Raw genomic sequence first — 25,137 nt, 5'->3', positions numbered from 1 at the left:
CCATGCATATCATCCGGGATTATGCAGCGGTTTCAGGATGATGGCGCATGAGGCCAATGAAGGCGCATCGCATAGTCCTGATCGGTGCGATGCACTTTAATGGAAGTTGCGTCCGCGCGGCATCACTTCGGCGGTTTCCGCCGCGCCCGTATGGCGGCCTGCCGCAGCCATCCGTTTTTCCAGCTCCGCCCTCTCCTGCGCATTCGCAAGCTTTTTCTGCCGTTGATCGCCCCCCGGCCTCAGCACCTCGTCTGCCCGCTCGCAGACCCCGAAACGCCGGGCCTCACGTTGCAGGATCCCGAGCGCCGGCGTCATGTCCTCGATATGTTCGACGACGGTATGGATCACCCCGCTCTGGCTTTGCAGCCGGCCGCGGATTTTCACCAGCCGGGCGCCCATCACAACCGAGCGGTATGTGTCGAATATCTTGTTCCAGACGATCGCATTGGCAACTCCGGTCTCGTCCTCCAGCGTCATGAAGATCACACCTTTGGCCGACCCCGGCCGCTGGCGCACCAGCACGAGGCCGGCAATCCTCACCCTCTTGCCGTTCGCGACCTTCAACAGATCGACATTACGCGTGATGCCCATCCTTTGAAGCTCCTCCCGCAGGAATGAAACGGGATGCGCCTTCAGCGACAGCGAGAGATAACGATAGTCCTCGATGACCTGCTCTCCCGGCAGCATGTCCGGCAGCTTCGTTGCAGGCTCAGCCTGGAGATCGACGTGACGGGCCTGCTCGAAAAGCGGCAGCTCCTCGGCCGCGCTCTTCACATCCAGCGCCCGCACCGCCCAGAGCGCGTTGCGTCGCGATAGTCTGAGGGATTGGAACGCATCCGCATCCGCCAATCGCTCGATGACGGATTTCTGCAGACCGGACCGCAGCCAGAGATCCCGAACGGAACTGTACCCTTTGCCCCGATTTTTGACGAGCAGCGCCATCTCTTTGTCCGAGACACCCTTGATCTGCCGAAAGCCGAGCCGCACCGCGTGCCGGGCCTTGATAATCCCGCGCATCTCACGGTGGCGGAAATCGACGGCATTCGGATCGAAAGCCGCCTCTTCCAGGCCGCAATCCCAGTCGGATTCGTTGATGTCGACCGGTAGGATTTTTACCCCGTGTTCGCGTGCATCCCGCACCAGCTGCGCCGGCGCATAAAACCCCATCGGCTGGGAATTCAGCATCGCCGCGCAGAAGACATCGGGATAATAGGCCTTGAGCCACGAGGAGGCATAGACGAGCAGCGCAAAGGAGGCGGCATGGCTTTCAGGGAAACCATATTCACCGAAACCCTTGATCTGGTTGAAACACTGCTGCGCGAATTCCAGGGCATAACCCTTTGAGGCCATTCCCTCGATGAACCGCTTCTCGAAATTGCCAATCGTACCGGTTCTCTTGAATGTCGCCATCGCTCTGCGAAGCTTGTCGGCTTCCGCCGGTTTGAAGCCTGCAGCCGTGATGGCGATCTGCATCGCCTGTTCCTGGAACAGCGGCACGCCGAGGGTTCGTTCCAGAACCGCTTCCAGCTCCTTGCTCGGGTATTCGATCGGAATGTTCTTTGCCCGCTGCTCCCGGCGCTTCAGATAGGGATGCACCATATCGCCCTGGATCGGCCCCGGCCGGACGATCGCCACCTCGATGACGAGGTCGTAGAATATCTTGGGCTTGAGACGCGGCAGCATGCTCATCTGTGCCCGGCTTTCGATCTGGAAAACACCAAGCGTATCGGCCCGGCTCATCATCTCATAGACCGGCTTGCCCTCCTCGCCATGTTCCCTGTTGCCGAGATCTGCGAGCGTCTTCTTGACCTCGTAATGCCGTTCAAGCAGCGAAAAGGCCTTGCGCAGGCAGGTCAGCATGCCAAGCGCCAGCACATCCACCTTGAGGATCTTGACGTTGTCGAGATCGTCCTTGTCCCACTCGATCATGTAGCGATCCGGCATTGCCGTCTTCATGATCGGCACCACCTCGTCGAGGCGGTCCCGCGTAATGACGAAGCCGCCGACATGCTGGGTGAGATGGCGGGGGAAGCCGAGAAGCTCGGAGGCATATTTCAGCACGTTCCGTGTCACCGGATCCTTGATGTCGAGACCGGCCGCCTTGGCATCCCGTTCCGAGAGATTGTCCTCCGACCAGCCCCAGACGAGACTGCTGATCGCCGACTGGACATCCTCCGACAGCCCGAAGGCCTTGGCGACTTCGCGGCCGGCCGAACGGGTCCTGTAGGTGGTCACACCCGCCGTCAGCCCGGCATGTTCTCTTTTGTAGGTTCTATAGATGTACTGGATGACTTCTTCACGCCGGTCATGTTCGAAATCGACATCAATGTCAGGCGGTTCGTCGCGATCCATCGAAATGAAGCGGTCGAAGAGCAGCGTGCTCTTTTGCGGATCGACTTCCGTTATTTCGAGGCAATAGCAGATAACCGAATTGGCTGCCGATCCGCGCCCCTGGCACAAGACCTTGAGTACATAACGGGCGTGCTGGATGATCCTGTGAACCGTCAGGAAGTAGGAGGCATATTTCTTATCGCCGATGAGTTTCAGCTCATAATCGATCTGCATCGCCACCTTGGGCGGGATACCCTCGGGATAGCGCTTTGCAGCTCCGGTTCTCGTCAGCCTTTCCAAGGTCTCCTGCGGCGTTTCGCCGGGATCGTTTTCAGGTGGATAATTATGCTCCAACTCCGTCAGCGAAAAGCTGAGCTTGCCGAAGAAGGCCTGCGTATTTTCGATCGCACCGGGATAGTCCCGGAAGATCCGGGCCATTTCACGTGAATCCTTGAGGTAACGTTCGGCATTCGGCGCCAGCAGGAAGCCGGCCTGCGCTATCTCCACATGCTCCCGGATCGCGATCACGACATCCGAAAGCGGCCGGCGCTCAGGATGATGGTAAAGCGGCTGGTTGGTCGCAATCAGCGGCAGGCGATTTCGTGCCGCCAGCATGGCAAGCACGGCAAAGACCTGCCTGTCGCGGCCGTCATAGTCCGGCGCCAGCGCCATAAAAAAAGCCTTGCCGAACCGCCTGCGAAACCGCTCCAGATAATCCTCCAGTGCCGACTGCCCGGCCTGGCTCTCGACAAGAGTGCGATCGGGAACGAGGGCAAGCATCATCTCGTCCCCCCATTCCATGAATTCCGCTTCCGTCAGAATGCAGCTTCCCTTGACCGCTTCATCCTTCAGATTGCCGGCGCTGAGAAGGCGGCAAAGATTTGCCCAGCCCCGCCGGTTGCGTGGGTAGGCGAGGATATCAGGCGTATCATCGGAAAAAACGAGACGGGCGCCGGGCTGAATCCGGATGGGATCGACAATCTCTTCCTTTTTCCCCTCCTTCTCCGCCTGGGCCATAATCGCGTCTCTGTTCTTGTATCTCTCCTCAAGTTGCAGCGCCTGCGCATGCGCCCTGACCACACCGGCAACCGAATTCCGGTCGGCAATCCCGAGACCGCCGAGCCGGAGACGCGCGGCCTGCACGACCATCTCTTCCGGACTGGAAGCGCCTTCGAGAAACGAAAAATTCGTTCTCACGCCGATCTCGAAAAATGCGGCTTCGCTTTTCATGCAAAGACCCCATGCATGAACCAGCGAGGATCGAATTCCCCGCCATAGAAACCGCGACGATAGATCCAGAAGCGATGCCCGGTCTCGTCCTCGATGCGGAAATAGTCACGCGCCTCGGCGTCATCCCCATCGATCCACCATTCCATGGCAATCCGTTCCGGCCCTTCGCTTCTGGCCACCTGATGCTGCATGCGCCGCCAGCGGAAAACCTGCGGCGGACCATCGGGCACTTCGGCGAGCATGATCTCGACCGGCTCCGGCGTTGCAAAGAGCCGCAGGGGACGCTCTTCGCGGAAAGGAAATTGGATATCCGGCGCCGCCTTCCGCCTGGGAAGACTGTCCATCACCGGCACCGTGATGACGGCGCGTTCCGGCACATGGCTCTCGCGGAGCTGGAAGCTTTGCAGGCAATCCGCACCAAGCCGGGCCGAGACCCGATCGACGAAAACCGAAAGTGAGATCTCCCCCTGGCGGTCGCCCTCGAAATCAGCCTGCGCCTCATTGAAGGGATCATGCCGCAACACATTCAACCGCAGGATTTCGAAACCATAGCCGGCATCGAGATCGTCATAGACCGCCTGCAATCGCTCGGAAAAAAGCCCGGCAATGACCTTTGGTTCGCGCAGCGGCTGCGAAGCGCCGACGGAGATACGAAAGACCCTGCCGTCGACGCGGAACAGCACCAGTTCGAACACCCGCCCGCCGGCGCCCCGCGCCTCCAGCGACGGCTGCAGCGACAGGGCGACCTGCCTGGTGACGGCAAGGATCTGCTCTTCCGTGCCGATGGGCTCGATCAGCCGGTTTTCGGCCGAGAGGCTGGCAACCGGACGCCGGGGCGAGACCGGCTCCTCTTCGCGTCCCAGCGCCTGGTCGAGACGCAGAAGCAGCTGCGGGCCGAACCGGCGGGTCAGTGGTGCGCGCGGCGCACTGATGACGTCGCCGACATATTTCAGACCGAGCTTCTTCAGGGCATTGACGGTTTGTTCTTGCAGCCGCAAGGCTGCAACCGGCAAGGACAGCAGCACATGGTCCGTCTCCTCGTCCTCGATCACGCCGCCTTGCCCGAAGCGCGACACCGCCCAGGAAAGGCCCGGCGACGATGAGATCGCGCCGCGCGCATCGAAGCCCATATGAAAAAGCCGTGACAGCACATCCCTGAGAAGCGCCTTTTCACCGCCGAAGAGATGGGCGCAGCCGCTAATGTCGAGAAACAGGCCGTCCTTGCCGTCGAACGCCACCAGCGGCGTATAACGGTCGCACCAGTCGGCAATGGCCTCCAGCAATCGGCGGTCGGCCGCCGGATCCTCTTCGGCGACCTCGAGCGTCGGGTACATGGCACGCGCTTCGGCAACGCCCAGCTCCTTCTTCAGCCCCAGCCTCTCGGCCAACTCGTCCAGTGCCGTCAGCCGCATGGCATTGTTGAGCTTGCCGGAACAGACGATGGGCGGGGTCTCAGGACGCCCTTTCGAACGCCAGGAGAGCCCCCATCGCCTGCGGGCGATGCGGTCCGTTGGCAGATGCGGGAAGCTGAGCGCCAGAATGCGCTGACTGTTCGCTTGGAGGACGAACGAGGTTTGGTTCGGCGACCGGGAGAAATTCGCGTTCATGGGGATTCCACTCCAGAAGAAAGGAGAGCGGGGCCGGATTGCGGCTCTTCTCCAGCGTCAGATGGAAAATCGGATTGCCGATGCTGCCGGAAAGCCTCGATCCGTCCGGCAACGGCCGCAGAGCGGACGGGGCCGGTTCGACATGCAGGCGGAAAGCCGCACTGCTTGCCTCCTCCGCCCCGGCCTGGCGGACGAGAAAGAGCGGATGGCGGGCAGCTCGCGCCCGAAGACTGAGCCTGCGGCTTTCGGTCAGGCCGAAATGGGCGGGATTGCCTCGCACTTCGAAGATGACGGCCGAGAAGGCAGCGCTTTCCACCGCGGCCTCCACCAGCCAGAGCGCCTCGTCCAGTTTGCGCGGCGCGGCATGGAGAAACCGCTCCGGGCTCAGTCCGAAATCCCGAAGCCCGGGAGCATAGGGACGACCGGCCTCCAGCGTGCCGACAGCATCACCGATCCAGAGCAACGGCAAAAGCCTGCCGGCATCCGCCTCCTGTTTCTGCAGCCGCGCAGCGACAGCCATCGCCAGCCCGCTTGCAGCACCTGCATCGCGAGACAGAGCGGAGCGGAATTCGGTGATCGCATCAAGCGGCAGGCCGCCTTCCAATGCCTCATCAAGAAAGTCCACCCCGAACGCCAGGGGCGGCAGAATGGGTCTCCGCGACGCCTTGCCTCCTTCCGCCAGGTCTGCCCGCTCCACTGCCGCAAGCGCCGGCGCAGGCTTCCCTTCCAGTCTGGCGATGGTTTCGCGGAGCGCAAAAAGCCGCTCGCGCGCCAGGGCGTGCTGCGCCATGGCGTTCTCCAATTCGTCTTGTTCCTGTTATGTTCTTATAGATTCCAGAGAGCTAATGAAGAGTCAACGGCCATTTTCTATGAATTTATTCCTGCCTTTGATTCCGCACTCGAAAATCGGCGATAAAGGTTCTATATGGGCCCGCAAAGGAAGGAATATTCATGGCCCGCATAGACCAGAGCGATGATTGGCGGGACCGCCATGCGCCGACGATCAGCACCTTCGAGTCGCTGGCCATGGAGGCCTATAGCCATCTGCCGGATGAATTCCGCCAGCTGACGACCAACCTCACGATCGAGATCGAAGATTTTCCCGATGACGACGTTTTCGAGGACATGGCCCTGGAAACCCCGTTCGATCTGCTCGGCCTTTTCGAGGGCAGGGGTATTTCCGAACGTTTCACGGTGGAAACCGGTGAGATGCCGAACCGCATCCGCCTCTACCGGCGCCCCATTCTCGATTATTGGGCAGAAAACGACGAGACGCTCGGCGATATCATCACCCATGTCCTGATCCACGAGATCGGCCACCATTTCGGCCTGAGCGACGATGACATGGAGCGGATCGAGGCCAGCGCCGAGGAAGCCGCCGAACGCTAAGCCGCGCGTCCCACCGGACGCTCTATCACTCTGAACGAGCGCTAAAGTCTTATTGCTCGGAGAGCTTTATCTCGGGATCGTAATCCTTGCCTTCGACAGTCTTGACGACGGCCTGGCCGCATTGCATCGCGCCGGTTGCGGCATTGAAGGCATAGGTCGGCGAGCCCTCCAGCGACCAGCCCTTGTTGAGGGCGGCGGTGACCTTGTGGCAGAAGGAAGCGTCGTCGGGACCGGTCAGGAAGCGGTAGAGTTTCATCAGGCGGGCTTTCTTGCAGAAATCAGGCGAGCTTTATGAACCAGAGCTTCGGCTTGAACAAGATGCAGCCGCTCGATCATCCGTCCACCTGCATTGATGACATTAAGCCCATCGGAAGCGGGATCGGCAAAAGCAGCGATGATCGCCTCCGCTTCCGCAATCGCGGCCGGATCCGGGCCGAAATGCCGGTTGGCGGGCTCGATCTGCGCCGGGTGGATCAGCATCTTGCCGGCAAAACCCATGGCCCGGCCCTGCCGGCATTCGGCATTAAAACCCTGCTCGTCCCTGAAATCGTTGAAGACGCTGTCGATTGCATCGAGCCCGTAGGCGCTGACCGCAAGCACGACCTGCATCAGCCACGGCACCAGATAGCCCCGCCCCGGCTGCGCCAGCACGCCGGTTTCCTTGCGCAGGTCGTTGAGCCCGACGACGAGACAGTCGAGCCGCGAGCCCGGCGTGCGCCCGGCTTCGGCGATCGAAGCCGCATTCAGGATACCGCGCGGCGTCTCGATCATCGCCCAGATGCGCAGATCTTCCGGCGCATCCGCCTCGGAGAGAAGGTCGCTGATATCGGTGACATCCTGTGGCTCGTCGACCTTCGGCAGCAGCACGGCATCGGGACCAAGCGCCGTCACCAGCTCCATGTCGTCCAGGCCGAAATTCGATGACAGGCTGTTGATGCGAATGATCCGCTCCTTGTTTTCGAGCGGACGATCCGAAAAGAAGCGCCTCAGGTTTTCCCGCGCTTCCGCCTTCTTTTCCGATGCCACGGAATCCTCGAGATCGAAGATCACCGCATCGCAATCGACCGCATGGGTCTTTTCCAGCGCCCGCGGATTGATGGCGGGAACACTCAGCACCGAACGGCGCAGGCGGGAGGAGCGGGTCGCGGGGTTTCGGCTCATGGCCGAATTAGTGCCAAGCTTTGCAAGCCGAAGCAAGCAGCCCGCCCCGGAACATCCCGCAGAACAACAAAAAGCCATGCTTGCCTTGCAGAGAGGAAAAAGAAGGACCACATTCCTTTCCGAAGAAAGGTCTCAAACCCATGCAGAACATTCGCTCCATCTTCCTCATGCTTGCCGGCGCCACCGTTTTCGTGGCCATGCTGCTTTTCACCTTCTCGGTGACGCTTGCCGTCGGCGGCATCCTGACCGTGCTGATGGTCGGACGCGCGCTTTCGATGAAGATGAAGCCCGCTCCGGTCCGCGCCAAGGCCAACAACGGTAAGCCGGAGATGCGCATCTGGAACGACGGCCGCGGCACGATCATCGATCTCTAAAAAAACCGACCGACACTGTCGGATCATGCTTCCATGATACGTCCTTGAAGCAGCCGGGCATTCAGCCGGCGCTTGAAAACGAATGGAGGACGAGCATGGATGTGACGACGGAAAACAATCCGGTCAAAATGCCGCCGGTCAAGAACGGCCTGCTGCCCTATCTGACGGTCGGGGGCGCGGTGAAAGCCGCCGAATTCTACAAGAAGGCTTTCGGCGCCGAGGAAGCCTATATCGTGCCGGTCGACGAGAGCGGCCGGACGATGCATGTGCATCTCTACATCAACGGCAGCTCCCTCATGCTGTCCGATGCCTATCCCGAATACGGCCACCCCTTCAAAGGCCATGAAGGCTTCGCCATCCAGTTGGTGATCGACGATATCGATTTCTGGTGGGATCGCGCCGTCGCTGCCGGTGCTGAAGTCGTCATGCCGGTCGAACTGATGTTCTGGGGCGACCGATACGGCCAGCTTCGCGACCCGTTCGGCGTCCTCTGGGGCCTGAACGCACCGACCAAATAACCAAACACGCACAATGGCAGGCCGCGCGAAACGTCGCGTGGCCGCCATTTTAGAAAGATTCTCCTTCATTTCGGCGGAAAACTGGACTAGATGCAAATTCAGGAAGTAGATTTGCAGAAATGGAGCATGGCTCATGGATAAATTCGTGAAGCTCACGGGCGTTGCTGCGCCCTTGCCGGTCGTCAATATCGACACCGACATGATCATTCCGAAGGATTATCTGAAGACGATCAAGCGCACCGGCCTCGGCACCGGCCTCTTCGCGGAGGCCCGTTATAACGAAGACGGCTCCGAAAACCCGGATTTCGTGCTGAACAAGCCGGCCTACCGCGATGCCAAGATCCTGGTTGCCGGCGACAATTTCGGCTGCGGCTCCTCGCGTGAGCACGCACCCTGGGCGCTGCTCGATTTCGGTATCCGCTGCGTCATCTCGACCAGCTTCGCCGATATTTTCTACAACAACTGCTTCAAGAACGGCATCCTGCCGATCAAGGTCAGCCAGGAAGATCTCGACAAGCTGATGGACGACGCCTCGCGCGGCTCCAACGCCATCCTGACCGTCGACCTCGAGAATCTCGAAATCACCGGCCCTGACGGCGGCTCGATCAAATTCGATCTCGACGAGTTCAAGCGCCACTGCCTGCTGAACGGCCTCGACGACATCGGCCTGACGCTGGAAAAGGGCAAGGCGATCGACAGCTTCGAAAAGAAGAACGCCGCGTCGCACCCCTGGGCGGCCTGAGCGCGTTCCAATAATGATCGATCAAGCCGGGCTTTCGCCCGGCTTTTTCTTTACAGCGCCGCGCCTCTTTCCAGACGCGCAAAGGACGCTGTAACACTTTGAATTGCCGTCGATCAGAGAAGCTTTTCTTTCCAGGCCTTAAGCTTTTCGAGCGACACGCCGATACCGCCGCAGACTTCGATCAGCGGATTGTCGAAGCGCTGAAGCAGCCCGGCATGCACATCGGCAACGGCAAGGGCCGCCCCACAGGCCGGCTCGACCAAGATGCGATAGGCATCGGCAAATTTCAGGCAGGCGGCAACCGCATCGGCGTCGCTGACGACGACACTTTCGATCGGATGCTGCTTCGGCAGGTCGAAAACATGCTGCGCCACCTGTCGCGCGCCGAGCGAATTGGCAATCGAGGTGATGGCGGGAAGGACAATGCGCTCGTTCGCCTCGAGACTGGCATGCAGCGAGGCCGCCCCTTCCGTTTCGACGGCGATAACCGGCACATCGGAAAGCCCGTTTCGCTTCAGCCCCTCGACAATGCCGGCAAGCAGCCCGCCGCCGCCGACACTGGTAACGACGCAATCGAATTTGGCACCCTTCGCCACCACTTCGTCAATCAGCGTCGCATGGCCGTCCCACAGAAGCGGATGGTCGAAAGGGTGCACATAGCTCGCCTTGCGGCTCCGGGCGAGTTCGACCGCATGGGCATTGGCCTCATCGAAAACTGAACCATGAACGAGGACATTCGCCCCCGTTGCGGCAATCGTCTGCCGGACATCGGCCGCCGTCGTCTCCGGCACGACGATCGTGACCGGCACACCGAGCGCCCGGCCGGCATAGGCCGCGGCAATGCCGGCATTGCCGCCGGAAGCGCAGAAGATTTCGCGCGCCCCATTTTCCACCTCGTGCCGGCAAAGCCGGCCGACGCCGCGCAGCTTGAAGCTGCCGGAAGGCTGCAGCGCATCGAGCTTCAGCCAGAGCGGTTTGCCCCTGGCGCTGTAGCCGGGTGCTGTCTGAACCAAGGGCGTGTCGAGATGGAGAGGCGCGAAAGGCATGGGAAGCATCCAGGGAAATAAAGGTAGGGCCTGCCGGTTCTAATCCGTTTCCTGGTGCAGGAGCAACCATCGCGGCGAAGAGCGAAGCGTACCGATTCACCGCTTCTGTCGCTTGAAATGCCCATTTCCGGGGTCTAAGAAACCGCAACTTGTTTTTCCCAGGAGGGTTTCATGACTGTGCGCAATCTTTTCCTGCTGCCGGGTGACGGCATCGGTCCCGAGGCCATGGGCGAGGTCCGCAAGATCATCGCCTATATGAACGAGGCGATGAATGCCGGTTTCGTCACCGACGAAGGCCTTGTCGGCGGCAGCGCTTATGATGCGCATGGCGCGGCGATCTCCGAAGCCGACATGCAGAAGGCGCTTGCCGCCGATGCCGTCCTCTTCGGCGCCGTCGGCGGCCCGAAATGGGATAGCGTGCCTTACGACGTGCGCCCGGAAGCCGGCCTGCTGCGCCTGCGCAAGGATCTGCAGCTCTTCGCGAACCTGCGCCCGGCCATATGCTATCCGGCCCTTGCCGCGGCCTCGTCGCTGAAGCCGGAACTGGTCGAAGGCCTCGATATCCTGATCATCCGCGAGCTGACGGGCGGCGTCTATTTCGGCGAACCGAAGGAGATCATCGACCTCGGCAACGGCCAGAAACGCGGCATCGACACGCAGGTTTACGATACCTACGAGATCGAGCGCATCGCCGGCGTCGCCTTCGAAATGGCCCGCACGCGGCAGAACCGCGTCTGCTCCATGGAAAAGCGTAACGTCATGAAGTCGGGCGTGCTTTGGAACCAGGTGGTAACCGAGACGCACAAGGCGAAATATTCCGACGTCCAGCTCGAACACATGCTGGCCGATGCCGGCGGCATGCAGCTGGTGCGCCAGCCCAAGCAGTTCGACGTCATCGTCACCGACAATCTCTTCGGCGATATGCTCTCCGACGTCGCCGCCATGCTTACCGGCTCGCTCGGCATGCTGCCATCGGCCTCGCTCGGCGCGCCTGACGGCAAGACCGGCAAGCGCAAGGCGCTCTACGAGCCGGTGCATGGCTCGGCCCCCGACATTGCCGGCAAGGGCATCGCCAATCCGATCGCCATGATCGCCTCCTTCGCCATGTGCCTGCGTTATTCCTTCAACCTGGTGAAGGAAGCCGACGACCTGGAAAAGGCGATCGCCAACGTGCTCGACAAGGGCATCCGCACCGGCGACATCATGGCCGATGGCGCAAGGCAGGTCGGCACCGTCGAGATGGGCGATGCGATCCTCGCCGAGTTCAAGACGCTTTCCGCCTGATATTTCACGTGAAACAGTTCCGGCCCTTCGCATGATGCATGCGGAGGGCTTTTTTCTGAAGAGCGCGAGCGGCTTGGTCGAATTATCCCAAACGGACTATTCCTAGCCACAATCTCGTGTATTTTTGCGCCGGATTTAACCAGCGGGCAAATTCGAACGGACGACGGCATGCGGGCATTTTGGGCTTCCCTGGACAGGCGCTGGCGCCGGAGCAGCGTCGGCATGCCGCCTTTGCGCTGGCAGGCCTGTCTCTTCATCACGCTCAATGCCGTGATCCTTTCCATGCTGCTCTTCGATGCGCCGATCGGCGCCAGCGAAGTTCCGGCGCCGGTGAAACACCTCGGCGAGATCATGACTGGTTTCGGCGATTCCGCCTGGCTGATCTACACCAGCATCCTGCTGTTCTTTCAGGGCCGGGCGGGCTACAAGCTCGTGAAGACGGCGCGCTCCAAGGCGCAGGCGCTCTATGTCAGCTGGATCGGCGCCTATCTCTTCACCACGGTCGTCTTGTCGGGGCTTCTCGCCAACCTGCTGAAGCGGGCGATCGGCAGGGCACGTCCCGATCATTTTCACGATTACGGCATGTTTTCCTTCACGCCCTTTTCAGGCCACGCCGCTTTCGAAAGTTTTCCGTCCGGGCATTCCACCACGGTCGGCGCCTTCTTCGCCGCTTTCGCCCTGCTGTTTCCACGCTACCGCGTGGCCTTCATCGCCTGCGCCATCTGGCTCGGCATGACCCGGGTGATGGTCGGCGCCCATTATCCGAGCGACGTCCTCGCCGGCCTTGCCTTTGGCGCCTGGTTCTCACTGCTGACGGCGATCGTCTTTGCCCGCTGCGGCCTGCTGTTCAAATTGGCGCCGGATGGCTGGCCGCTCGCCAAGCGCTTGTTTTCCGACACGGAAAAGCCCGGCGCCTTGTGAGCGCCGGGCCTTTTTCTTAAGTGCGAATGCGCTTCCTCAATCCATGGCGTGGATATCTCTGTTCTTCGTCTCCGGCAGGAAGATCAGGCCAATCACCAGCGTGATCGTCGCAAAGACGATCGGATACCAGAGACCGTAATAGATATCGCCTGCGGCAGCGCTCATCGCGAAGGCCGTCGCCGGCAACAGGCCGCCGAACCAGCCGTTGCCGATGTGATAGGGCAGCGACATGCCGGTATAGCGGATGCGGGTCGGGAAGAGTTCGACCAGCAGAGCGGCGATCGGGCCGTAAACCATCGTCACATAGAGGACGAGGACGAACAGGATGGCGATCGTGCCGATCCAGTTGACGCGAGCCGGATCGGCCGCCATGGCGAAGGTGCCGCCATTGGCGACGTTGTAGACCGCCATGTCGGTGACGCCATTGGCCTCATCGGCCGTCAGCAGCTTGGTCTCGACCAGCTTGGCCGCCGGCACGGTTTCCTTTTCGCCGGCACGCACGGCATCGGCATTGAGCGACAGTTCCGGATTGGCCGCGATGAAGGCATCGAGCTTGGCATCCGGCACCTTGGCGGCGCCGCGCTTCAGCGGGTAGCCGGCATCGTGCAGCGCGATGTTGACGCCCTTTTCGAAGGCGGCAGTCATGCCCTTGGCCTTGTCGCCGGCAGCAACGACGTCAAAACTCGGGATCGTCGCGTTACCGATCTTCACCGTTGCCGGCTGACCGGCGGTACCCGGCACGACGTCGTAAGGCACCGAGTTCTTCGTCAGGAACGCCGTCGCCACGTCGCAGGAGCTGGTGAACTTCGCCGTACCGGTCGGGTTGAACTGAAACCTGCAATCCGCCGGATCGGCCGTCACCGTTGCCCGGATCGTTGCCTGCGCTTCGGCAAGCGCCGGGTTCGCCGTCCAGGTCATCGCCTTGAACAGCGGGTTATAGGTTACCGCTGCGATGAGAAGACCCGCCATGATGATCGGCTTGCGGCCGATCTTGTCAGAAAGGCCGCCGAAGATGACGAAGAACGGCGTAGCGAGGAAGAGCGCGATGGCGACCATGATATTGGCCGACTGCAGGTCCACCTTCAGCACGTTCTGCAGGAAGAACAGCGCATAGAACTGGCCGCCGTACCAGACGACTGCCTGACCCATCGTGGCGCCGAGAAGCGCGATGATCGCGATCTTGGCGTTCTTCCATTGGCCGAAAGCTTCGGTCAGCGGCGCCTTGGAGCCCTTGCCTTCCGCCTTCATCCGCTGGAACGCCGGCGATTCGTTCATCTTCAGGCGGATCCAGACGGAGACGCCGAGCAGGACGACCGAGACCAGGAACGGAATACGCCAGCCCCAGGCGGCGAATTGAACCGGGCCCATCAGATATTGAACCAGCACGATGACGATCAGCGACAGGAACAGGCCGAGCGTTGCCGTCGTCTGGATCCACGACGTGAAATAGCCGCGGCGGCCATTCGGCGCATGTTCGGCGACATAGGTCGCCGCACCGCCATATTCACCGCCCAGCGCCAAGCCCTGCAACAGGCGCAGCGCGATCAGGATGATCGGCGCTGCGATGCCGATCGTGGCGGCGCCCGGCAGGATACCGACGAGGAAGGTCGACAGACCCATGATCAGGATCGTCACCAGGAAGGTGTATTTGCGTCCGACGAGATCACCGAGACGGCCGAACACCAGCGCGCCGAAGGGACGCACCAGGAAGCCAGCGGCAAAGGCGAGCAGCGTGAAGATGTTGCGCGTCGCCTCGGGATATTGGGTGAAATAGGTCGCGCCGATATAGGTGGCGAGCGAACCGTAGAGATAGAAATCATACCATTCGAAAACGGTGCCGAGCGAAGAGGCGAAGATCACCTTCTTCTCTTCGCCCGTCATCGGACCGGCCTTCGCGCCGTCGATGCTTGCGACATTTGCCATTGTCTGTCCTCCACAGAGTGATGAGCACGCGCGCGACCTACTCTCCTCAAAGCAGACCCCTGGCCGCGACACGCCTGACGAGAGTGTGCCAGAAAAGACGGGCCGCAAAGAGAGAGGCTTTGGGATTATGACTTTAGTCTAAGAGCGACAGGCTTTGTCATGCACATCGGGACGTCCACCGCCCGTGATCACGCCCTCAGCGCCTGCGCCGGCGATTGCCGGTAGGTGAGCACCGCCGGCAATGCTGCAAGAATTGTCGCAAAAGCAAGCAGCACCACTGCAAGTCCGGCATCCTCGCGGGCAAAGCCGACCGTCATGGCGACCCCGCTCGTCTGCGAGAGCATGCCCGACATGGTCAGCGCCGCGGCATAACCGAGGGCGAATCCGAGCCCGATGCCGACCGCCACCAGAAAGAAGAATTCCAGCCAGACGATGCCGAAGATCGCGCCGCGCGGGGCGCCGAAAGCCCTCAGCGCGCCGATCTGGCGGCGGCGCTGGCCGATATGGATGACGGTGACCAGCACCAGCGAGGCTGCGACGAGAGCTTGCGCGCCGGCGGCGACCGCGACGAGGATCTGCTTGGCGTCGCCGAGCGTGGCATAGAGATTGGTCAGCACCTCGCCGGGAAAGACGGCGACGGTATTGCCGCTGCGATATTCCTGCCGCAGCCTGTAGGCATCGGCGATCGTCTTCGGCTTGACGAGAATGGCGGGAAGGCCGGGCGCGTCTGCAGTCCAGCTCTCGTTGAGCGCGGCATCCGGGTCAAGCTTGCCGTGATGCGCATGCCCATCGTGATGGTCGCCGGCTTCCTCATGCTCATGATCATGAGCCGTACCCGCGTCATGTTCGTGCTCGGTCTCGGCGCCTTCCTCCGCATGTTCCTCCGCCTCCAGGCCATGGATATGCCAGACGGCCTGGATCGGAACGAGAATGGCCCGGTCCCAGGCGGTGCCCGTCGGCCGCAGGCGGCCGGCGACATGGTAGACGAGTTCGGTATGAGTCTCGCCGCCTTCATCAGGCAAACCGTGCATCGGCTTGATCTCGCCGCCGAGCGACAGCTTGACGGCGGAGCCGATGACCGCCTCCCCCTCGCGCGCAAAAACCTTGCCCTCGGTTAAGCCGCCGGACAGGTTTTGCGCCAGTATGGTCGTCGTGCCGACGATCGGATAGCCGGAGAAGGAATCGCCGAAGCCGATCGGGGCTGCCCAGTCGACACGCGGATCGGCGGCAAGCCTGCCCAGCACCTCGCCCGCCATCAGCGGCAGCGGCGAGGGTTGCAGGAAGACCGAGGACAAGACGAGCTGCGTCTCGCTGCCGCCGGCGCCGATGACGAGATCGAACTTGTCGGCGGCGCGCGCGCTGCCGAGACGAAGCGCCCGCTCCTGCAGTACGACGGAAACGCCGAGTGCGCTCGCAAGCGCCACCAGGAGCACAACCACCAGCGACCCTGCCCAGAGGCGACGAAGATCGGAAAGGATGAAGCGGATCATGCAGCCTCTCCCGCCTTTGCCGCGGAATCGTCGCTGATCCGGCCGGAGCCGAAGGTGATGCGCCGGTCGAGGCGGCCGGCCAGGCGCTGATCGTGCGAAACGACGATCAGCGTGCTGCCTTCGGCAATGGCAAGATCGAGAATGAGATCGCCGACAGCTTCGCCGCTTTCGGCATCGAGGCTCGCCGTCGGCTCGTCGGCGATGATGACGCCGGGTTTGCGCAGCAGCGCCCGGCCGATCGCCACGCGCTGCATCTCGCCGCGCGACATGGTTTCGACCTTCTGGCCCGGACGGGAAAGACCGACAGTGCTCAAAAGCGAATGCGCCCGCTCGATGACGTCAGCCGGGGCGGCGCCGGCAAGCCGCGCCGGCAGAAGCACGTTTTCCAGCGCCGACAGGCCGGGGAAAAGATGGAACTCCTGCATGACCAAGCCGATATTGGCGGCACGGAACCGGTCACGCCGGCTTTCTGAAAAGCCCGCAATATCCTCGCCGTTCCAGCGGATACGGCCTTGGCGTGTCCGCTCCAGCCCGGCAACGATATTGACGAAAGTGCTCTTGCCGGAGCCGGACGCTCCGGTAATGGCGACCCTGCTGCCGGCAGCGATCGACAGGCGGTCGATCACCAGCGCCGGCGAGGACAGGCCCGGGAAGGCAACGGAAAGGTTTTCTATATCAAGAGCGAGCATATCGGTTCAGACGGCGGAATATTCGGCTTGGCGCAGGCGGAGCAGACTGACGAAGCCGGTGTCCGGGTCCGTCCAGGAACCGTATTCCAGCGTGCCGTGCACTTCGATCGTCTGGCGCGGCTGCACGAAGGTCTGCTTCTCCCCGAGATAGACGACGACGATATTATCCGGCCAATCCGCATCCGAGGAGCAGAAGGGGCAGAGCGACATCGGCACTTCGGTGAGCACGAAGAACTGCGCCTCGGCTTTCAACGGCGGCGCCATGAAGCCCTTCATGCTGACGTCTTTGCCGGCAAGGCGCTTCACTTTGTCGGAGAATTCGAGGCCGAGCACGCCGAACTTGCCATAGAGCTCGTCGAAGCTGATCGAGGAATCCGCAGCAAAACTCCGGCGAGCCACAGCGGCAAAGGCCAGCGTACCGATGGCGCCGATCAGGCCGCGGCGGCTGAGATACAGCGAAGGGAGCTTTTCCATGGCGATCTCCAAGAATGAATCCCGGCCGCTGAACGGCCGGGACCATGATCGGTGAAAGAGGCAGATCCGGCAAGCAGCCTTGCCGGATCGGCTTCCGATCAGTTCGTCTGCTTGGCACCGAGGGCGAAAGTGTCGGCAAGCACGCGATAGACGTCGCTCTGTTCCATGTAACCATGGAAACCTTCAGCGCCCGGACCGGCCGACTGCAGGACGACGTCGTCGACCGCATGGACGCCGCTATCGCCGCTCTTCGGAATATTGCCCTGAACGAAGACCGCGCCGGGAACATCCTTATACTGCTCGTTGGCGACATATTCCTTCTTTTCGTTCTGGACAGCCGGAACGAACGGACCGTCGAGCTTCGGACGGAAGGTCTCGTAGTGATCGGGGCCGTTATTGGCACTCAGGAACAGCCGGCGGCTGACGTCGACCTTATCGGGATAGCCGTCGCCGTTTTCGTCCTTGTAGTTCGGGAAGCCAGCCTCGGCATAGGTCCCGACCTTTTCCCGCATCTCCGTGCCGGGCTTGTCATCATCGACGGTACCGATGATCGATACGCCGTGGGTGTGGTCGCCGGTGACGACGATCAGCGTATCAGGATGAGCCTTCTGGAATTCGCGGGCAACGCCGATCGCCTGGTCGAATTCGATGGTTTCGAAGACGGCGCGATCCCAATCGAGCGGATGGGACATCTTGTCGATCGAGGAACCTTCGACCATCAGGAAGAAGCCTTCAGGATTCTTCGAGAGGCGGTCGAGCGCAACCTTGGTCATGGCGACGAGGCCCGGCTGGTTCGGGAACTTGTCGACCGTGCCCTTCTTCAGGAACTCGCGATCGAGCGTGACGTCCATGTTGCCGGTGTGGAAGAGGCCGAGGAGATTACCTTCAGCCGATGCATTGGCGGCGAGCTCGTTCTTGTCGGTGGCAAGCTTGTAGCCGGCATCCTGGAACAGCTTGATGTAGTCCTGGTTGTCCTTGCGCTTGGAACCGGCGACTTCCTTGCCGAGGAAATAGGCCGAGCCGCCGCCGAGAAGGACTTCCGGCTTGACCTCGAGCAGCATGCCGACGATGTCGGCCTTGTCGTTACGGCTGCGGGTATGGGAAACGACCGCAGCCGGCGTGGCGTCTTCGACTTCAGCCGTCGCAACGATGCCGATCGACTTCTTGGTCGTGCGGCGAACGGCCTCCCCAAAGGTCTCGACACGCGGATCGTCGAGCGAGGCCGGCGTGCGGTCCGCGTAGACGCCGAGCGCGTTGACGGCCGTCTTGTGGCCCGTCATGAGGGCCGACATGGTGTTGGCCGAGTCCGTGTCGACTGCATTCGTCGCCGACGTGCCGATGAAAGCCATGCGGTCGAGGTCGTCCATGTTCAGGCGGCCGTTCGCCTTGCCCTCGGTCATGCCCTTGGACATGATGCGGGCGGCGGTGCGATGCGCAACGGAAAGCCCGTCGCCGAGCAGGAAGATGATGTTCTTGGCCTTCGGCTGGGCCGCGGTTTCGTAAACGTTCCAGGTGACGGACTTCGTTTCGTCTCCGGCGGCGACCTCGACCTTGTAGGAGCCCGCAGCGGCAAGCTTCAGGCCGCGCAGCAGCAGAGCGGAACCGAGAGCCTTGTCTTCCTTGCCCTTTTCCAGTTCGACGAACTGCGCCTCACCGCCGAGAACGGTCTTGTAGTCCTGGCCGTTGACGGTGATCTTCACATCTTCGGGCTTGACCTGCTTGTTGAGTTCGACCTTGAAATCGAACGGCGAGCCGACGAGAATCGTGGCGCGATCGAGCGGATAGACCGTCGTCGCCTGCGCGGCGCCCGCAAGGATGGTGGTGGCCGCAAAGGCGGCAAGAAGCGTACGCATGGAAAACCCCCGTTTTCGTTGCAGACATTGATAACAGGGCCGGGATACCTCCCGAGGATGACAGCGGCATGACAAAACGTCGCAGCATGGCAGCCGCCGCTTTTGCCTTCCGGCTCTGAGCGCAAAAACCTTGACTCCTGTGGAAAACCTTCTAAGAGCAACAGCGGAAAAGGAATCTCCATGGTTCGCGACGAACACGCCATTGCTGTATGCAATGACCGGGCACGGGTTGCCGGGATGGATATTGCCGTTCCGGTTTCTGCCAAAACCAAGGCCAAAACGACGACGAAAACCGTCTGACGTCTCTGGCCTGCCGCTCTCTCCCCGGCTCGGCTGGGGACAGGAAGACGCGATCCGTCGCGCCTTTCCCCCTCACCGGACAAGAGGAGAGAAGAGAAAGAGAGCTTGAGAAATGGGTTTCAAAGTAGCAATTGCAGGAGCGACCGGAAATGTCGGCCGGGAGATGCTCAATATCCTCTCCGAACGCGGCTTCCCCGCCGATGAGGTCGTGGCGCTTGCCTCGGCGCGTTCGCAGGGCACCGAGGTTTCCTACGGCGACCGGACGCTGAAGGTCTCCAATCTGGAGAATTACGATTTCTCCGATACCGATATCTGCCTGATGTCGGCCGGCGGCGAGATCTCCAAGAAGTTCTCGCCGAAGATCGGCCAGCAGGGCTGCGTCGTCATCGACAATTCCTCGGCCTGGCGTTACGACGCCGACGTGCCGCTGATCGTGCCGGAAGTGAACCCGGATGCCATCAGCCAGTTCACCAAGCGCAACATCATCGCCAATCCGAATTGCTCGACCGCCCAGCTGGTGGTGGCACTGAAGCCGCTGCATGATTTCGCCAAGATCAAGCGCGTCGTCATCTCGACCTACCAGTCGGTCTCCGGCGCCGGCAAGGACGGCATGGACGAACTGTTCAACCAGACCCGCGCCGTCTTCGTCGCCGATCCGATCGAGAACAAGAAGTTCACCAAGCGTATCGCCTTCAACGTCATCCCGCACATCGACGTCTTCATGGAAGACGGCTACACCAAGGAAGAGTGGAAGGTGCTGGCCGAGACGAAGAAGATGCTCGACCCGAAGATCAAGGTGACCTGCACGGCGGTGCGCGTGCCTGTCTTCATCGGCCATTCGGAATCGGTCAACATCGAGTTCGAAAACGAGATCACCGCCGACCAGGCCCGCGACATCCTGCGCGATGCACCGGGCTGCCTCGTCATCGACAAGCGCGAGAACGGCGGCTACATCACGCCTTATGAATCCGCCGGCGAGGATGCGACCTACATCTCGCGCATCCGAGAAGATGCGACGGTTGAAAACGGCCTCAACATCTGGGTGGTCTCCGACAATCTGCGCAAGGGTGCAGCATTGAACGCCATCCAGATCGCCGAGCTGCTCGTCAATCGCGGTCTTGTCAAGCCGCGCAAGCAGGCAGCCTGATACCATTTGTAAACCATAAGCTGTTAAAGCCCAGCTCGGTGAGCGGGGCTTTTTCAGGGCGAATACAATTGTATAAGCCCTCGCTAAAAGGTGATCGTGACAAAATCGCAAGTGGCTGGCATTCTCTTGCCGCCTAAAAACTATGCAGATCGAGAGCGGGGTTTCTCAATGCGCATGACAAAGTTGTTTCTGGCGGCCGCTGCGGCAATGGGCGTCCTTCATGCGGTACCGGCGTTCGCGCAAGGACCGCAATGTGGCAATACCAGCGCCGGCTTCGACGCCTGGGTCGCCGATTTCAAGCAGACGGCAGCGGCCAATGGCGTCAGCCAATCGGTGCTCAGCCGCGCCTTCGCCAACGTCAACTACAACAAACCGACGATCGCCGCCGACCGCGGCCAGAAGAGCTTCAAGCTCTCCTTCGACGCTTTCATGCAGAAGCGCGGCGGTGCCACCGTCATCTCCCGCGGCCGCAGCATGAAGGCCGCCAACCAGGCGCTTTTTGCCTCCATCGAGCGCCGTTTCGGCGTTCCTGCCGGCCCGCTGATCGCGATCTGGGGCATGGAGACCGGTTTCGGCAGCTATATGGGCAACCAGCATACGCTGTCGGCTGTTTCGACCCTTGCCTATGACTGCCGTCGTTCGGATTATTTCACCGACCAGCTCTATGCTGCCCTCCAGCTCGTTTCCGAGGGTTATCTCAACCCGCAGGCCAAGGGCGCTGCCCATGGTGAAATCGGCCAGACGCAGTTCCTGCCGCGCAATGTCGTGCGTTTCGGCGCCGACGGCGATGGCGACGGCCGCGTCGACATGGTCGGTTCCCGCGCCGATGCATTGGCCTCGACGGCGAATTTCCTCAAAGGCCATGGCTGGCGCGCCGGCGCCGGTTATCAGCCGGGAGAGCCGAATTTCGTCGCCATCCAGGGCTGGAACGCCGCCAGCGTCTACCAGCAGGCGATCGCCTATATCGGCCAGCAGATCGACGCCGGCAGATAATGCATATCGCCCGGAAGGGCGCAGCGGTTCCGGGATAGAGGTCTCTGAGCCTTCATCGGGCACTCATATGCGAAAACGCCGCTGCGATATGCGGCGTTTTTCATATGCGGGAATCAAAGCCGCCGCCGGACGCCATCTTGCGGCGCTCCTCCTGCGCCGGCACGGTCGGTCCCGAAACGACACGGTTGCGGCCGGAGGCCTTGGCGGCGTAGAGCGCCAGATCGGCGCGTTTGACCAGATCCTCGAAGTTCCGGTTGGCGGCCTCATTTGCCCGGCCGGCGCATCCGAAGCTCGCCGTCACCTTGAGCACATCGCCGCTCGGCAAGGGGATCTCCGCTGCCTCGATCGCCAGTCGCACGCGCTCGGCAACGATAGCGGCATCGTCAGGCGTCGAATCCGGCAGAAGCGCCAGGAATTCCTCGCCGCCATGGCGCACCAAGAGATCGAAGGAACGAAAATTCTCGCGCGCGACGCCCGCGACCTGCCGGAGCACGGCATCGCCGGCATCATGGCCGTAGGCGTCGTTGACCTTCTTGAAATGATCAAGGTCGAAAAGCACTACGGAAATCCAGCGCGAGCCATGCTCGGCCTGTGTGAGAAGCGCAGACGCCGCGACCTCGAAGCCGCGCCTGTTGTAAAGGCCGGTCAGAAGATCGATTTGAGCGGCATTACGCAATTCGCCTACCAGCATCTCGCGGTCCCGCGTCAACCGATCGATCAGGCGCAAGCCCCTTGCCGCCAGCACCATCACCAATGTCGCCAGGATCAGCAGACCGGCGCACAGCGCCAGGATCCGCGTCAGGTGGAGGTGCGAGCGTGTCGAAAGGCTTTCGCCTGTCTCGTGAATCGTTTGCGGCCTCGACCATCTTCTGCTGCAGGAAGGTCATGCGTTCGCTCTGCGCGGCGGCCCAGATATCGCGCACTTCACGCGTCGGCCGCGATCCGGCAAGGATGGCATCGGTGATCGCATTCGCCTTCACCTGGTCCCTGCGGCCAAGATAGGCAACGATGTCGCGCACGATCGGCGCTGCGGAATGAAAGACCATGTGGTCCATGCCCTCACCGAGCATGACCTTGCCCTGCACGAACAGCTCCACCGGAAATCTGGCGGACACACCGTGATCGAGGTAGCGGGTGCCGACACCAGTCATCAGCCTTTCGCCGTAATAGGTCAGCAGGATGCCCATCAGCTGGTTGGATTTCTCGAGCAGGACCGGATCGCTGATCAGCGGTGAAAGCGCATCGACGACAGCCAGTTGCTTGAGAGCCGCATACCAGTAGACAGAACCGGGATCGCTGCCGGCATAGCGGCCTTGGTCGACGGCGCTTCGTGCGGCGATGATGCGGCTATAGGCAAGGCTGAGAATTGATAATTCGCTGACGAGGCCCTCGTCGAGCGTATCGCGGGAGGGCAGGCTGGCATAAAAAGCGCGACGCTCGCGATCGAGCGTCACCCGGCTTCGTTGCATGTCGGCGGCAGTCACGCTGCTGGGACGTGCGAGGTAGAGGCGGGTGGCGCCGATTTCACTCAGGATCTCTGTGGCGGCGATCGACCCGCCGCGGGCAAGCACATCGGCGAACTGCCGATCCTTCTCGAGATCCCTGTACTGCCTGACTGAAGTCCGTATGACGACGACGCCTTCAATGAGCATGAAGACGAAGGGCAGCATGATCGCGGCCAGGATAACCTTTTTGATGGTTTCGAACTTCATCGCCAATCGCCACGGTGATCAAAATGTCGGTCGTGTGCGACCAATTTGCCGGCGAGCTTAACAACAATCCTTAAAAAACTGATAAACCCGGCTATCCCTAGATTTCAGGACGAATGAAGTCGCGTGTCTCGGCATCCATGACCCAGAGTTCACCGGTGGAGATATCGAACCAGGCGCCGTGAAGATGCATTTTTCCTGCGTCCTCAAGCGCCTTGATATCGGGGAAGGTTCTGAGATTGTTGATCGAATTGCGGATGGAGACACGCTCCAGCGCCGTCTGCCGCTCAGCCGCCGTCATCACGTCGTTGCTCTGGATCTGCTCGGCGGCGGGCTTGACCAGCGACATCCAGCGGCCGATGAAATCACCGGGCGACAACGGCTCGGCATTCGGATCGAGTGCAGCGCGAATGCCGCCGCAGCGGCCATGCCCCATCACGACGATATCCGAGACCTTCAACGCCTGCACCGCAAATTCGAGCGCGGCCGAGGTCGAATGGAAATGACCGTCCGGCTCATAAGGCGGCACCATGTTGGCGACGTTGCGGATGACGAAGAGTTCGCCCGGGCCGGCATCGAAGATCAGCTCCGGCGCCGCACGCGAGTCCGAACAGGCAACGACAAGCGTATGCGGACTCTGACCGTTTTCGGCAAGCTGCCGATACCTGTCGCGGGCGTCTGCATAACGCCCGTTCATGAAGTTGCGGTAGCCGTCCAGAAGTGGTGTTGGAAAACGCTGCATGCCTTCTGGATTAGCGCGCACGAACGATAAGATCAACTGCTGCACCGCAAAATGAGCGGATAGACGGATGCGTCATTTTTTCCGTCGCTGCGCCGGGTGAACGAGCCGGCGCATCTGCACCATGGCCATCGGCGTCGAAAGGCTGGACGCATCGCTTGCCAGCATCAACTCGTTGCTGCCGCGCTTGACGGCACGCGCCAGCACCTCGAAGACGCTGGCCGTGGCAAGCTGCAGCGCCTTTTCGTCTTCCAGACCGGAAAGTAGACGCGACAGGAAGACCGCGGCGAGCAGGTCGCCGAGACCGTTCGGCGGATTTTCGACGACCCGGTGTTCGGCAAGAAGCGCGTGCCGGCCGGAAAGATAGAGATTGCCGGTACCGCCCGCCATCATCGGCACGGCCGAAGTGACGAGCATACGCGACGGCCCGAGCGCCAGAGCCGCCTCCATGATCGCGCTGTTGTCTTCGAGCGCCGCACCCGAAAGCCATGCGAGTTCGTAGCGGTTCGGCGTCGCCAGCGAGGCGAGCGGAATGAGATGATCGCGAATGGCCTCGGCGGTCGCTTCCGGCACGTAGAGGCCGCCGAGATCGCCCATGACGGGATCGCAGACATAGATGAGCTCGGGATTATCTTGCCTCAACGCAGCGATCAGCCGGGCGACGGAGCGTGCCTGGGCGGCATTGCCGAAATAGCCCGAAAGCACCGCCTTGACTTCGCCGATCCATGGCGCGCGGATCAGATCGTCGATCGCCGCGTCGAAATCGGCTTCCGCAAATGTCAGCCGCGTCGAGCGGCCGTGGCCGGGATGCCAGGGCAGCACCACGGTCGGCAGGGCCCAGACCGGATGACCGAGCGTTTCCAGCGCAAAGACAGCCGCGCGGTTTCCGACCGAACCGCGCACCACATGGCTTGAGATGACGATGACTGCGCCCGCTGCATTTTCCGACATGATATCAGGGTCCGAATGATGATGGCGTTTGATGATCTTTTTGACGCCACGCTGTCAACCATTCTTCACGTGAGCATGGAAATGTGCGGCGAAGCGAAAAATCGAAAGAAGGACCGTCCCATTCGTTTTGGCCACGAAAGCGGAAAAATCTCTAACGATTTCCCATTTTCAGCGTCAAAAAAGCACCAAAACTATCCTTCAGGCCGCTATTTTAGAGATTTTTTCGAGGAATCTTCTGCTAGCTTGCAGAAAATCAGTCTATTGCG

22 protein-coding genes and 1 pseudogene are annotated in these 25,137 nt (G+C 61.3%); 9 read left to right on the top strand and 14 right to left on the bottom strand.

Going from position 1 to position 25,137, the window contains the following annotated elements; genetic code table 11:
* Positions 1-96 precede the first annotated feature (96 nt).
* Genes CO667_RS07620 through CO667_RS35770 form a run of 3 tightly spaced genes read right to left on the bottom strand, consistent with a single transcriptional unit; the run spans position 97 to position 5,958 of the window.
* Positions 97-3,561 (bottom strand): error-prone DNA polymerase, encoded by a 3,465-nt coding sequence (locus CO667_RS07620; RefSeq protein ID WP_097617810.1) that lies wholly within the window; start codon positions 3,559-3,561, stop codon positions 97-99.
* Positions 3,558-5,003: a DNA polymerase Y family protein gene (locus tag CO667_RS07615; RefSeq protein WP_280953212.1), complete on the bottom strand. Its 1,446-nt coding sequence runs from the start codon at positions 5,001-5,003 to the stop codon at positions 3,558-3,560. The genes CO667_RS07620 and CO667_RS07615 overlap by 4 nt, the downstream gene beginning before the upstream one ends.
* A 10-nt stretch (positions 5,004-5,013) precedes the next feature.
* Positions 5,014-5,958 carry a hypothetical protein gene (locus CO667_RS35770; RefSeq protein WP_245433082.1) on the bottom strand — a complete coding sequence of 315 codons (945 nt, stop codon included), beginning with the start codon at positions 5,956-5,958 and terminating at the stop codon, positions 5,014-5,016.
* Positions 5,959-6,119: 161 nt separating this feature from the next.
* On the opposite strand from CO667_RS35770, the gene CO667_RS07610 reads away from it, so the two are divergent.
* Positions 6,120-6,557 carry a metallopeptidase family protein gene (locus CO667_RS07610; RefSeq protein ID WP_008528622.1) on the top strand — a complete coding sequence of 146 codons (438 nt, stop codon included), beginning with the start codon at positions 6,120-6,122 and terminating at the stop codon, positions 6,555-6,557.
* 49 nt (positions 6,558-6,606) lie between these two features.
* On the opposite strand, the gene CO667_RS07605 is transcribed toward CO667_RS07610, so the two are convergent.
* Together CO667_RS07605 and CO667_RS07600 are read right to left on the bottom strand one after the other, a co-directional pair.
* Positions 6,607-6,813 (bottom strand): DUF1737 domain-containing protein, encoded by a 207-nt coding sequence (locus CO667_RS07605; RefSeq protein WP_097617808.1) that lies wholly within the window; start codon positions 6,811-6,813, stop codon positions 6,607-6,609.
* On the bottom strand, positions 6,813-7,718 hold the full coding sequence (locus tag CO667_RS07600; RefSeq protein ID WP_097617807.1) for a CoA ester lyase: 906 nt from the start codon (positions 7,716-7,718) through the stop codon (positions 6,813-6,815). Before CO667_RS07600 ends, CO667_RS07605 begins: the two co-directional genes overlap by 1 nt.
* Positions 7,719-7,858: 140 nt before the next feature.
* Between CO667_RS07600 and CO667_RS07595 the strand changes: the two genes are divergently transcribed.
* The 3 genes from CO667_RS07595 to leuD all read left to right on the top strand — a co-directional run bounded on the left by CO667_RS07595 (position 7,859) and on the right by leuD (position 9,352).
* Positions 7,859-8,092 (top strand): hypothetical protein, encoded by a 234-nt coding sequence (locus CO667_RS07595; protein WP_003583172.1) that lies wholly within the window; start codon positions 7,859-7,861, stop codon positions 8,090-8,092.
* 95 nt (positions 8,093-8,187) lie between these two features.
* On the top strand, positions 8,188-8,610 hold the full coding sequence (locus CO667_RS07590; RefSeq protein ID WP_097617806.1) for a glyoxalase/bleomycin resistance/extradiol dioxygenase family protein: 423 nt from the start codon (positions 8,188-8,190) through the stop codon (positions 8,608-8,610).
* Between the two features lie 133 nt (positions 8,611-8,743).
* Positions 8,744-9,352, top strand: a complete 609-nt coding sequence (gene leuD, locus CO667_RS07585) for a 3-isopropylmalate dehydratase small subunit (protein WP_085738770.1) — start codon at positions 8,744-8,746, stop codon at positions 9,350-9,352.
* 113 nt (positions 9,353-9,465) lie between these two features.
* On the opposite strand, the gene CO667_RS07580 is transcribed toward leuD, so the two are convergent.
* Positions 9,466-10,398: a pyridoxal-phosphate dependent enzyme gene (locus CO667_RS07580; RefSeq protein ID WP_097617805.1), complete on the bottom strand. Its 933-nt coding sequence runs from the start codon at positions 10,396-10,398 to the stop codon at positions 9,466-9,468.
* 171 nt (positions 10,399-10,569) lie between these two features.
* On the opposite strand from CO667_RS07580, the gene leuB reads away from it, so the two are divergent.
* Positions 10,570-11,682 carry a 3-isopropylmalate dehydrogenase gene (gene leuB, locus CO667_RS07575; RefSeq protein WP_097617804.1) on the top strand — a complete coding sequence of 371 codons (1,113 nt, stop codon included), beginning with the start codon at positions 10,570-10,572 and terminating at the stop codon, positions 11,680-11,682.
* A 168-nt stretch (positions 11,683-11,850) separates the two neighbouring features.
* On the top strand, positions 11,851-12,603 hold the full coding sequence (gene lpxE / locus CO667_RS07570; protein WP_179874089.1) for a lipid A 1-phosphatase LpxE: 753 nt from the start codon (positions 11,851-11,853) through the stop codon (positions 12,601-12,603).
* A gap of 36 nt (positions 12,604-12,639) precedes the next feature.
* On the opposite strand, the gene CO667_RS07565 is transcribed toward lpxE, so the two are convergent.
* The 5 genes from CO667_RS07565 to CO667_RS07545 form a co-directional block, all read right to left on the bottom strand.
* The gene (locus tag CO667_RS07565; RefSeq protein WP_097617803.1) at positions 12,640-14,526 is read right to left on the bottom strand and encodes an MFS transporter; all 1,887 of its coding nucleotides are present in this window, start codon (positions 14,524-14,526) and stop codon (positions 12,640-12,642) included.
* A gap of 188 nt (positions 14,527-14,714) precedes the next feature.
* On the bottom strand, positions 14,715-16,016 hold the full coding sequence (locus tag CO667_RS07560; RefSeq protein WP_097617802.1) for an FtsX-like permease family protein: 1,302 nt from the start codon (positions 16,014-16,016) through the stop codon (positions 14,715-14,717).
* A complete protein-coding gene (locus CO667_RS07555) occupies positions 16,013-16,705 on the bottom strand; it encodes an ABC transporter ATP-binding protein (RefSeq protein WP_097617801.1) in 693 nt (230 codons plus the stop codon). Before CO667_RS07555 ends, CO667_RS07560 begins: the two co-directional genes overlap by 4 nt.
* A 6-nt stretch (positions 16,706-16,711) precedes the next feature.
* Positions 16,712-17,179, bottom strand: a complete 468-nt coding sequence (locus CO667_RS07550; RefSeq protein WP_097617800.1) for a hypothetical protein — start codon at positions 17,177-17,179, stop codon at positions 16,712-16,714.
* 98 nt (positions 17,180-17,277) lie between these two features.
* Complete coding sequence (locus CO667_RS07545) at positions 17,278-19,032, bottom strand: alkaline phosphatase (protein WP_097617799.1); 1,755 nt, start codon at positions 19,030-19,032, stop codon at positions 17,278-17,280.
* A 102-nt stretch (positions 19,033-19,134) separates the two neighbouring features.
* Between CO667_RS07545 and CO667_RS36340 the strand changes: the two genes are divergently transcribed.
* The 3 genes from CO667_RS36340 to CO667_RS07530 all read left to right on the top strand — a co-directional run bounded on the left by CO667_RS36340 (position 19,135) and on the right by CO667_RS07530 (position 21,472).
* Positions 19,135-19,332 carry a hypothetical protein gene (locus CO667_RS36340; RefSeq protein WP_097617798.1) on the top strand — a complete coding sequence of 66 codons (198 nt, stop codon included), beginning with the start codon at positions 19,135-19,137 and terminating at the stop codon, positions 19,330-19,332.
* Between the two features lie 112 nt (positions 19,333-19,444).
* Positions 19,445-20,479 (top strand): aspartate-semialdehyde dehydrogenase, encoded by a 1,035-nt coding sequence (locus CO667_RS07535; protein ID WP_097617797.1) that lies wholly within the window; start codon positions 19,445-19,447, stop codon positions 20,477-20,479.
* 168 nt (positions 20,480-20,647) lie between these two features.
* Positions 20,648-21,472 carry a lytic murein transglycosylase gene (locus tag CO667_RS07530; protein ID WP_097617796.1) on the top strand — a complete coding sequence of 275 codons (825 nt, stop codon included), beginning with the start codon at positions 20,648-20,650 and terminating at the stop codon, positions 21,470-21,472.
* A 100-nt stretch (positions 21,473-21,572) separates the two neighbouring features.
* Here CO667_RS07530 and CO667_RS07525 read toward each other — a convergent pair.
* From CO667_RS07525 to pdxY, 3 genes and pseudogenes are all read right to left on the bottom strand, one after another.
* Positions 21,573-23,184, bottom strand: a pseudogene (locus CO667_RS07525) (GGDEF domain-containing protein).
* 97 nt (positions 23,185-23,281) lie between these two features.
* Positions 23,282-23,923, bottom strand: a complete 642-nt coding sequence (locus CO667_RS07520; RefSeq protein ID WP_097618088.1) for a carbonic anhydrase — start codon at positions 23,921-23,923, stop codon at positions 23,282-23,284.
* A gap of 72 nt (positions 23,924-23,995) precedes the next feature.
* On the bottom strand, positions 23,996-24,871 hold the full coding sequence (gene pdxY, locus CO667_RS07515; RefSeq protein WP_097617795.1) for a pyridoxal kinase PdxY: 876 nt from the start codon (positions 24,869-24,871) through the stop codon (positions 23,996-23,998).
* Between the last annotated feature and the right edge of the window lie 266 nt (positions 24,872-25,137).

The sequence above is a fragment of the Rhizobium sp. L43 genome (assembly GCF_002531725.1).
In the GTDB taxonomy this organism is placed as follows: Bacteria; Pseudomonadota; Alphaproteobacteria; order Rhizobiales; family Rhizobiaceae; genus Rhizobium.
The sequence above is the reverse complement of the archived record's forward strand: the minus strand, read 5'-3'. Positions and strand labels throughout refer to the sequence as shown.

Coding starts and splice junctions, on each gene's coding strand:
- CO667_RS07620 (WP_097617810.1), bottom strand. CDS start 3,561: ATGAAAAGCGAAGCCGCATTTTTCGAGATCGGCGTGAGAACGAATTTT.
- CO667_RS35770 (WP_245433082.1), bottom strand. CDS start 5,958: ATGGCGCAGCACGCCCTGGCGCGCGAGCGGCTTTTTGCGCTCCGCGAA.
- CO667_RS07610 (WP_008528622.1), top strand. CDS start 6,120: ATGGCCCGCATAGACCAGAGCGATGATTGGCGGGACCGCCATGCGCCG.
- CO667_RS07605 (WP_097617808.1), bottom strand. CDS start 6,813: ATGAAACTCTACCGCTTCCTGACCGGTCCCGACGACGCTTCCTTCTGC.
- CO667_RS07600 (WP_097617807.1), bottom strand. CDS start 7,718: ATGAGCCGAAACCCCGCGACCCGCTCCTCCCGCCTGCGCCGTTCGGTG.
- CO667_RS07595 (WP_003583172.1), top strand. CDS start 7,859: ATGCAGAACATTCGCTCCATCTTCCTCATGCTTGCCGGCGCCACCGTT.
- CO667_RS07590 (WP_097617806.1), top strand. CDS start 8,188: ATGGATGTGACGACGGAAAACAATCCGGTCAAAATGCCGCCGGTCAAG.
- leuD (WP_085738770.1), top strand. CDS start 8,744: ATGGATAAATTCGTGAAGCTCACGGGCGTTGCTGCGCCCTTGCCGGTC.
- CO667_RS07580 (WP_097617805.1), bottom strand. CDS start 10,398: ATGCCTTTCGCGCCTCTCCATCTCGACACGCCCTTGGTTCAGACAGCA.
- leuB (WP_097617804.1), top strand. CDS start 10,570: ATGACTGTGCGCAATCTTTTCCTGCTGCCGGGTGACGGCATCGGTCCC.
- lpxE (WP_179874089.1), top strand. CDS start 11,851: ATGCGGGCATTTTGGGCTTCCCTGGACAGGCGCTGGCGCCGGAGCAGC.
- CO667_RS07565 (WP_097617803.1), bottom strand. CDS start 14,526: ATGGCAAATGTCGCAAGCATCGACGGCGCGAAGGCCGGTCCGATGACG.
- CO667_RS07560 (WP_097617802.1), bottom strand. CDS start 16,016: ATGATCCGCTTCATCCTTTCCGATCTTCGTCGCCTCTGGGCAGGGTCG.
- CO667_RS07555 (WP_097617801.1), bottom strand. CDS start 16,705: ATGCTCGCTCTTGATATAGAAAACCTTTCCGTTGCCTTCCCGGGCCTG.
- CO667_RS07550 (WP_097617800.1), bottom strand. CDS start 17,179: ATGGAAAAGCTCCCTTCGCTGTATCTCAGCCGCCGCGGCCTGATCGGC.
- CO667_RS07545 (WP_097617799.1), bottom strand. CDS start 19,032: ATGCGTACGCTTCTTGCCGCCTTTGCGGCCACCACCATCCTTGCGGGC.
- CO667_RS07535 (WP_097617797.1), top strand. CDS start 19,445: ATGGGTTTCAAAGTAGCAATTGCAGGAGCGACCGGAAATGTCGGCCGG.
- CO667_RS07530 (WP_097617796.1), top strand. CDS start 20,648: ATGCGCATGACAAAGTTGTTTCTGGCGGCCGCTGCGGCAATGGGCGTC.
- CO667_RS07520 (WP_097618088.1), bottom strand. CDS start 23,923: ATGCAGCGTTTTCCAACACCACTTCTGGACGGCTACCGCAACTTCATG.
- pdxY (WP_097617795.1), bottom strand. CDS start 24,871: ATGTCGGAAAATGCAGCGGGCGCAGTCATCGTCATCTCAAGCCATGTG.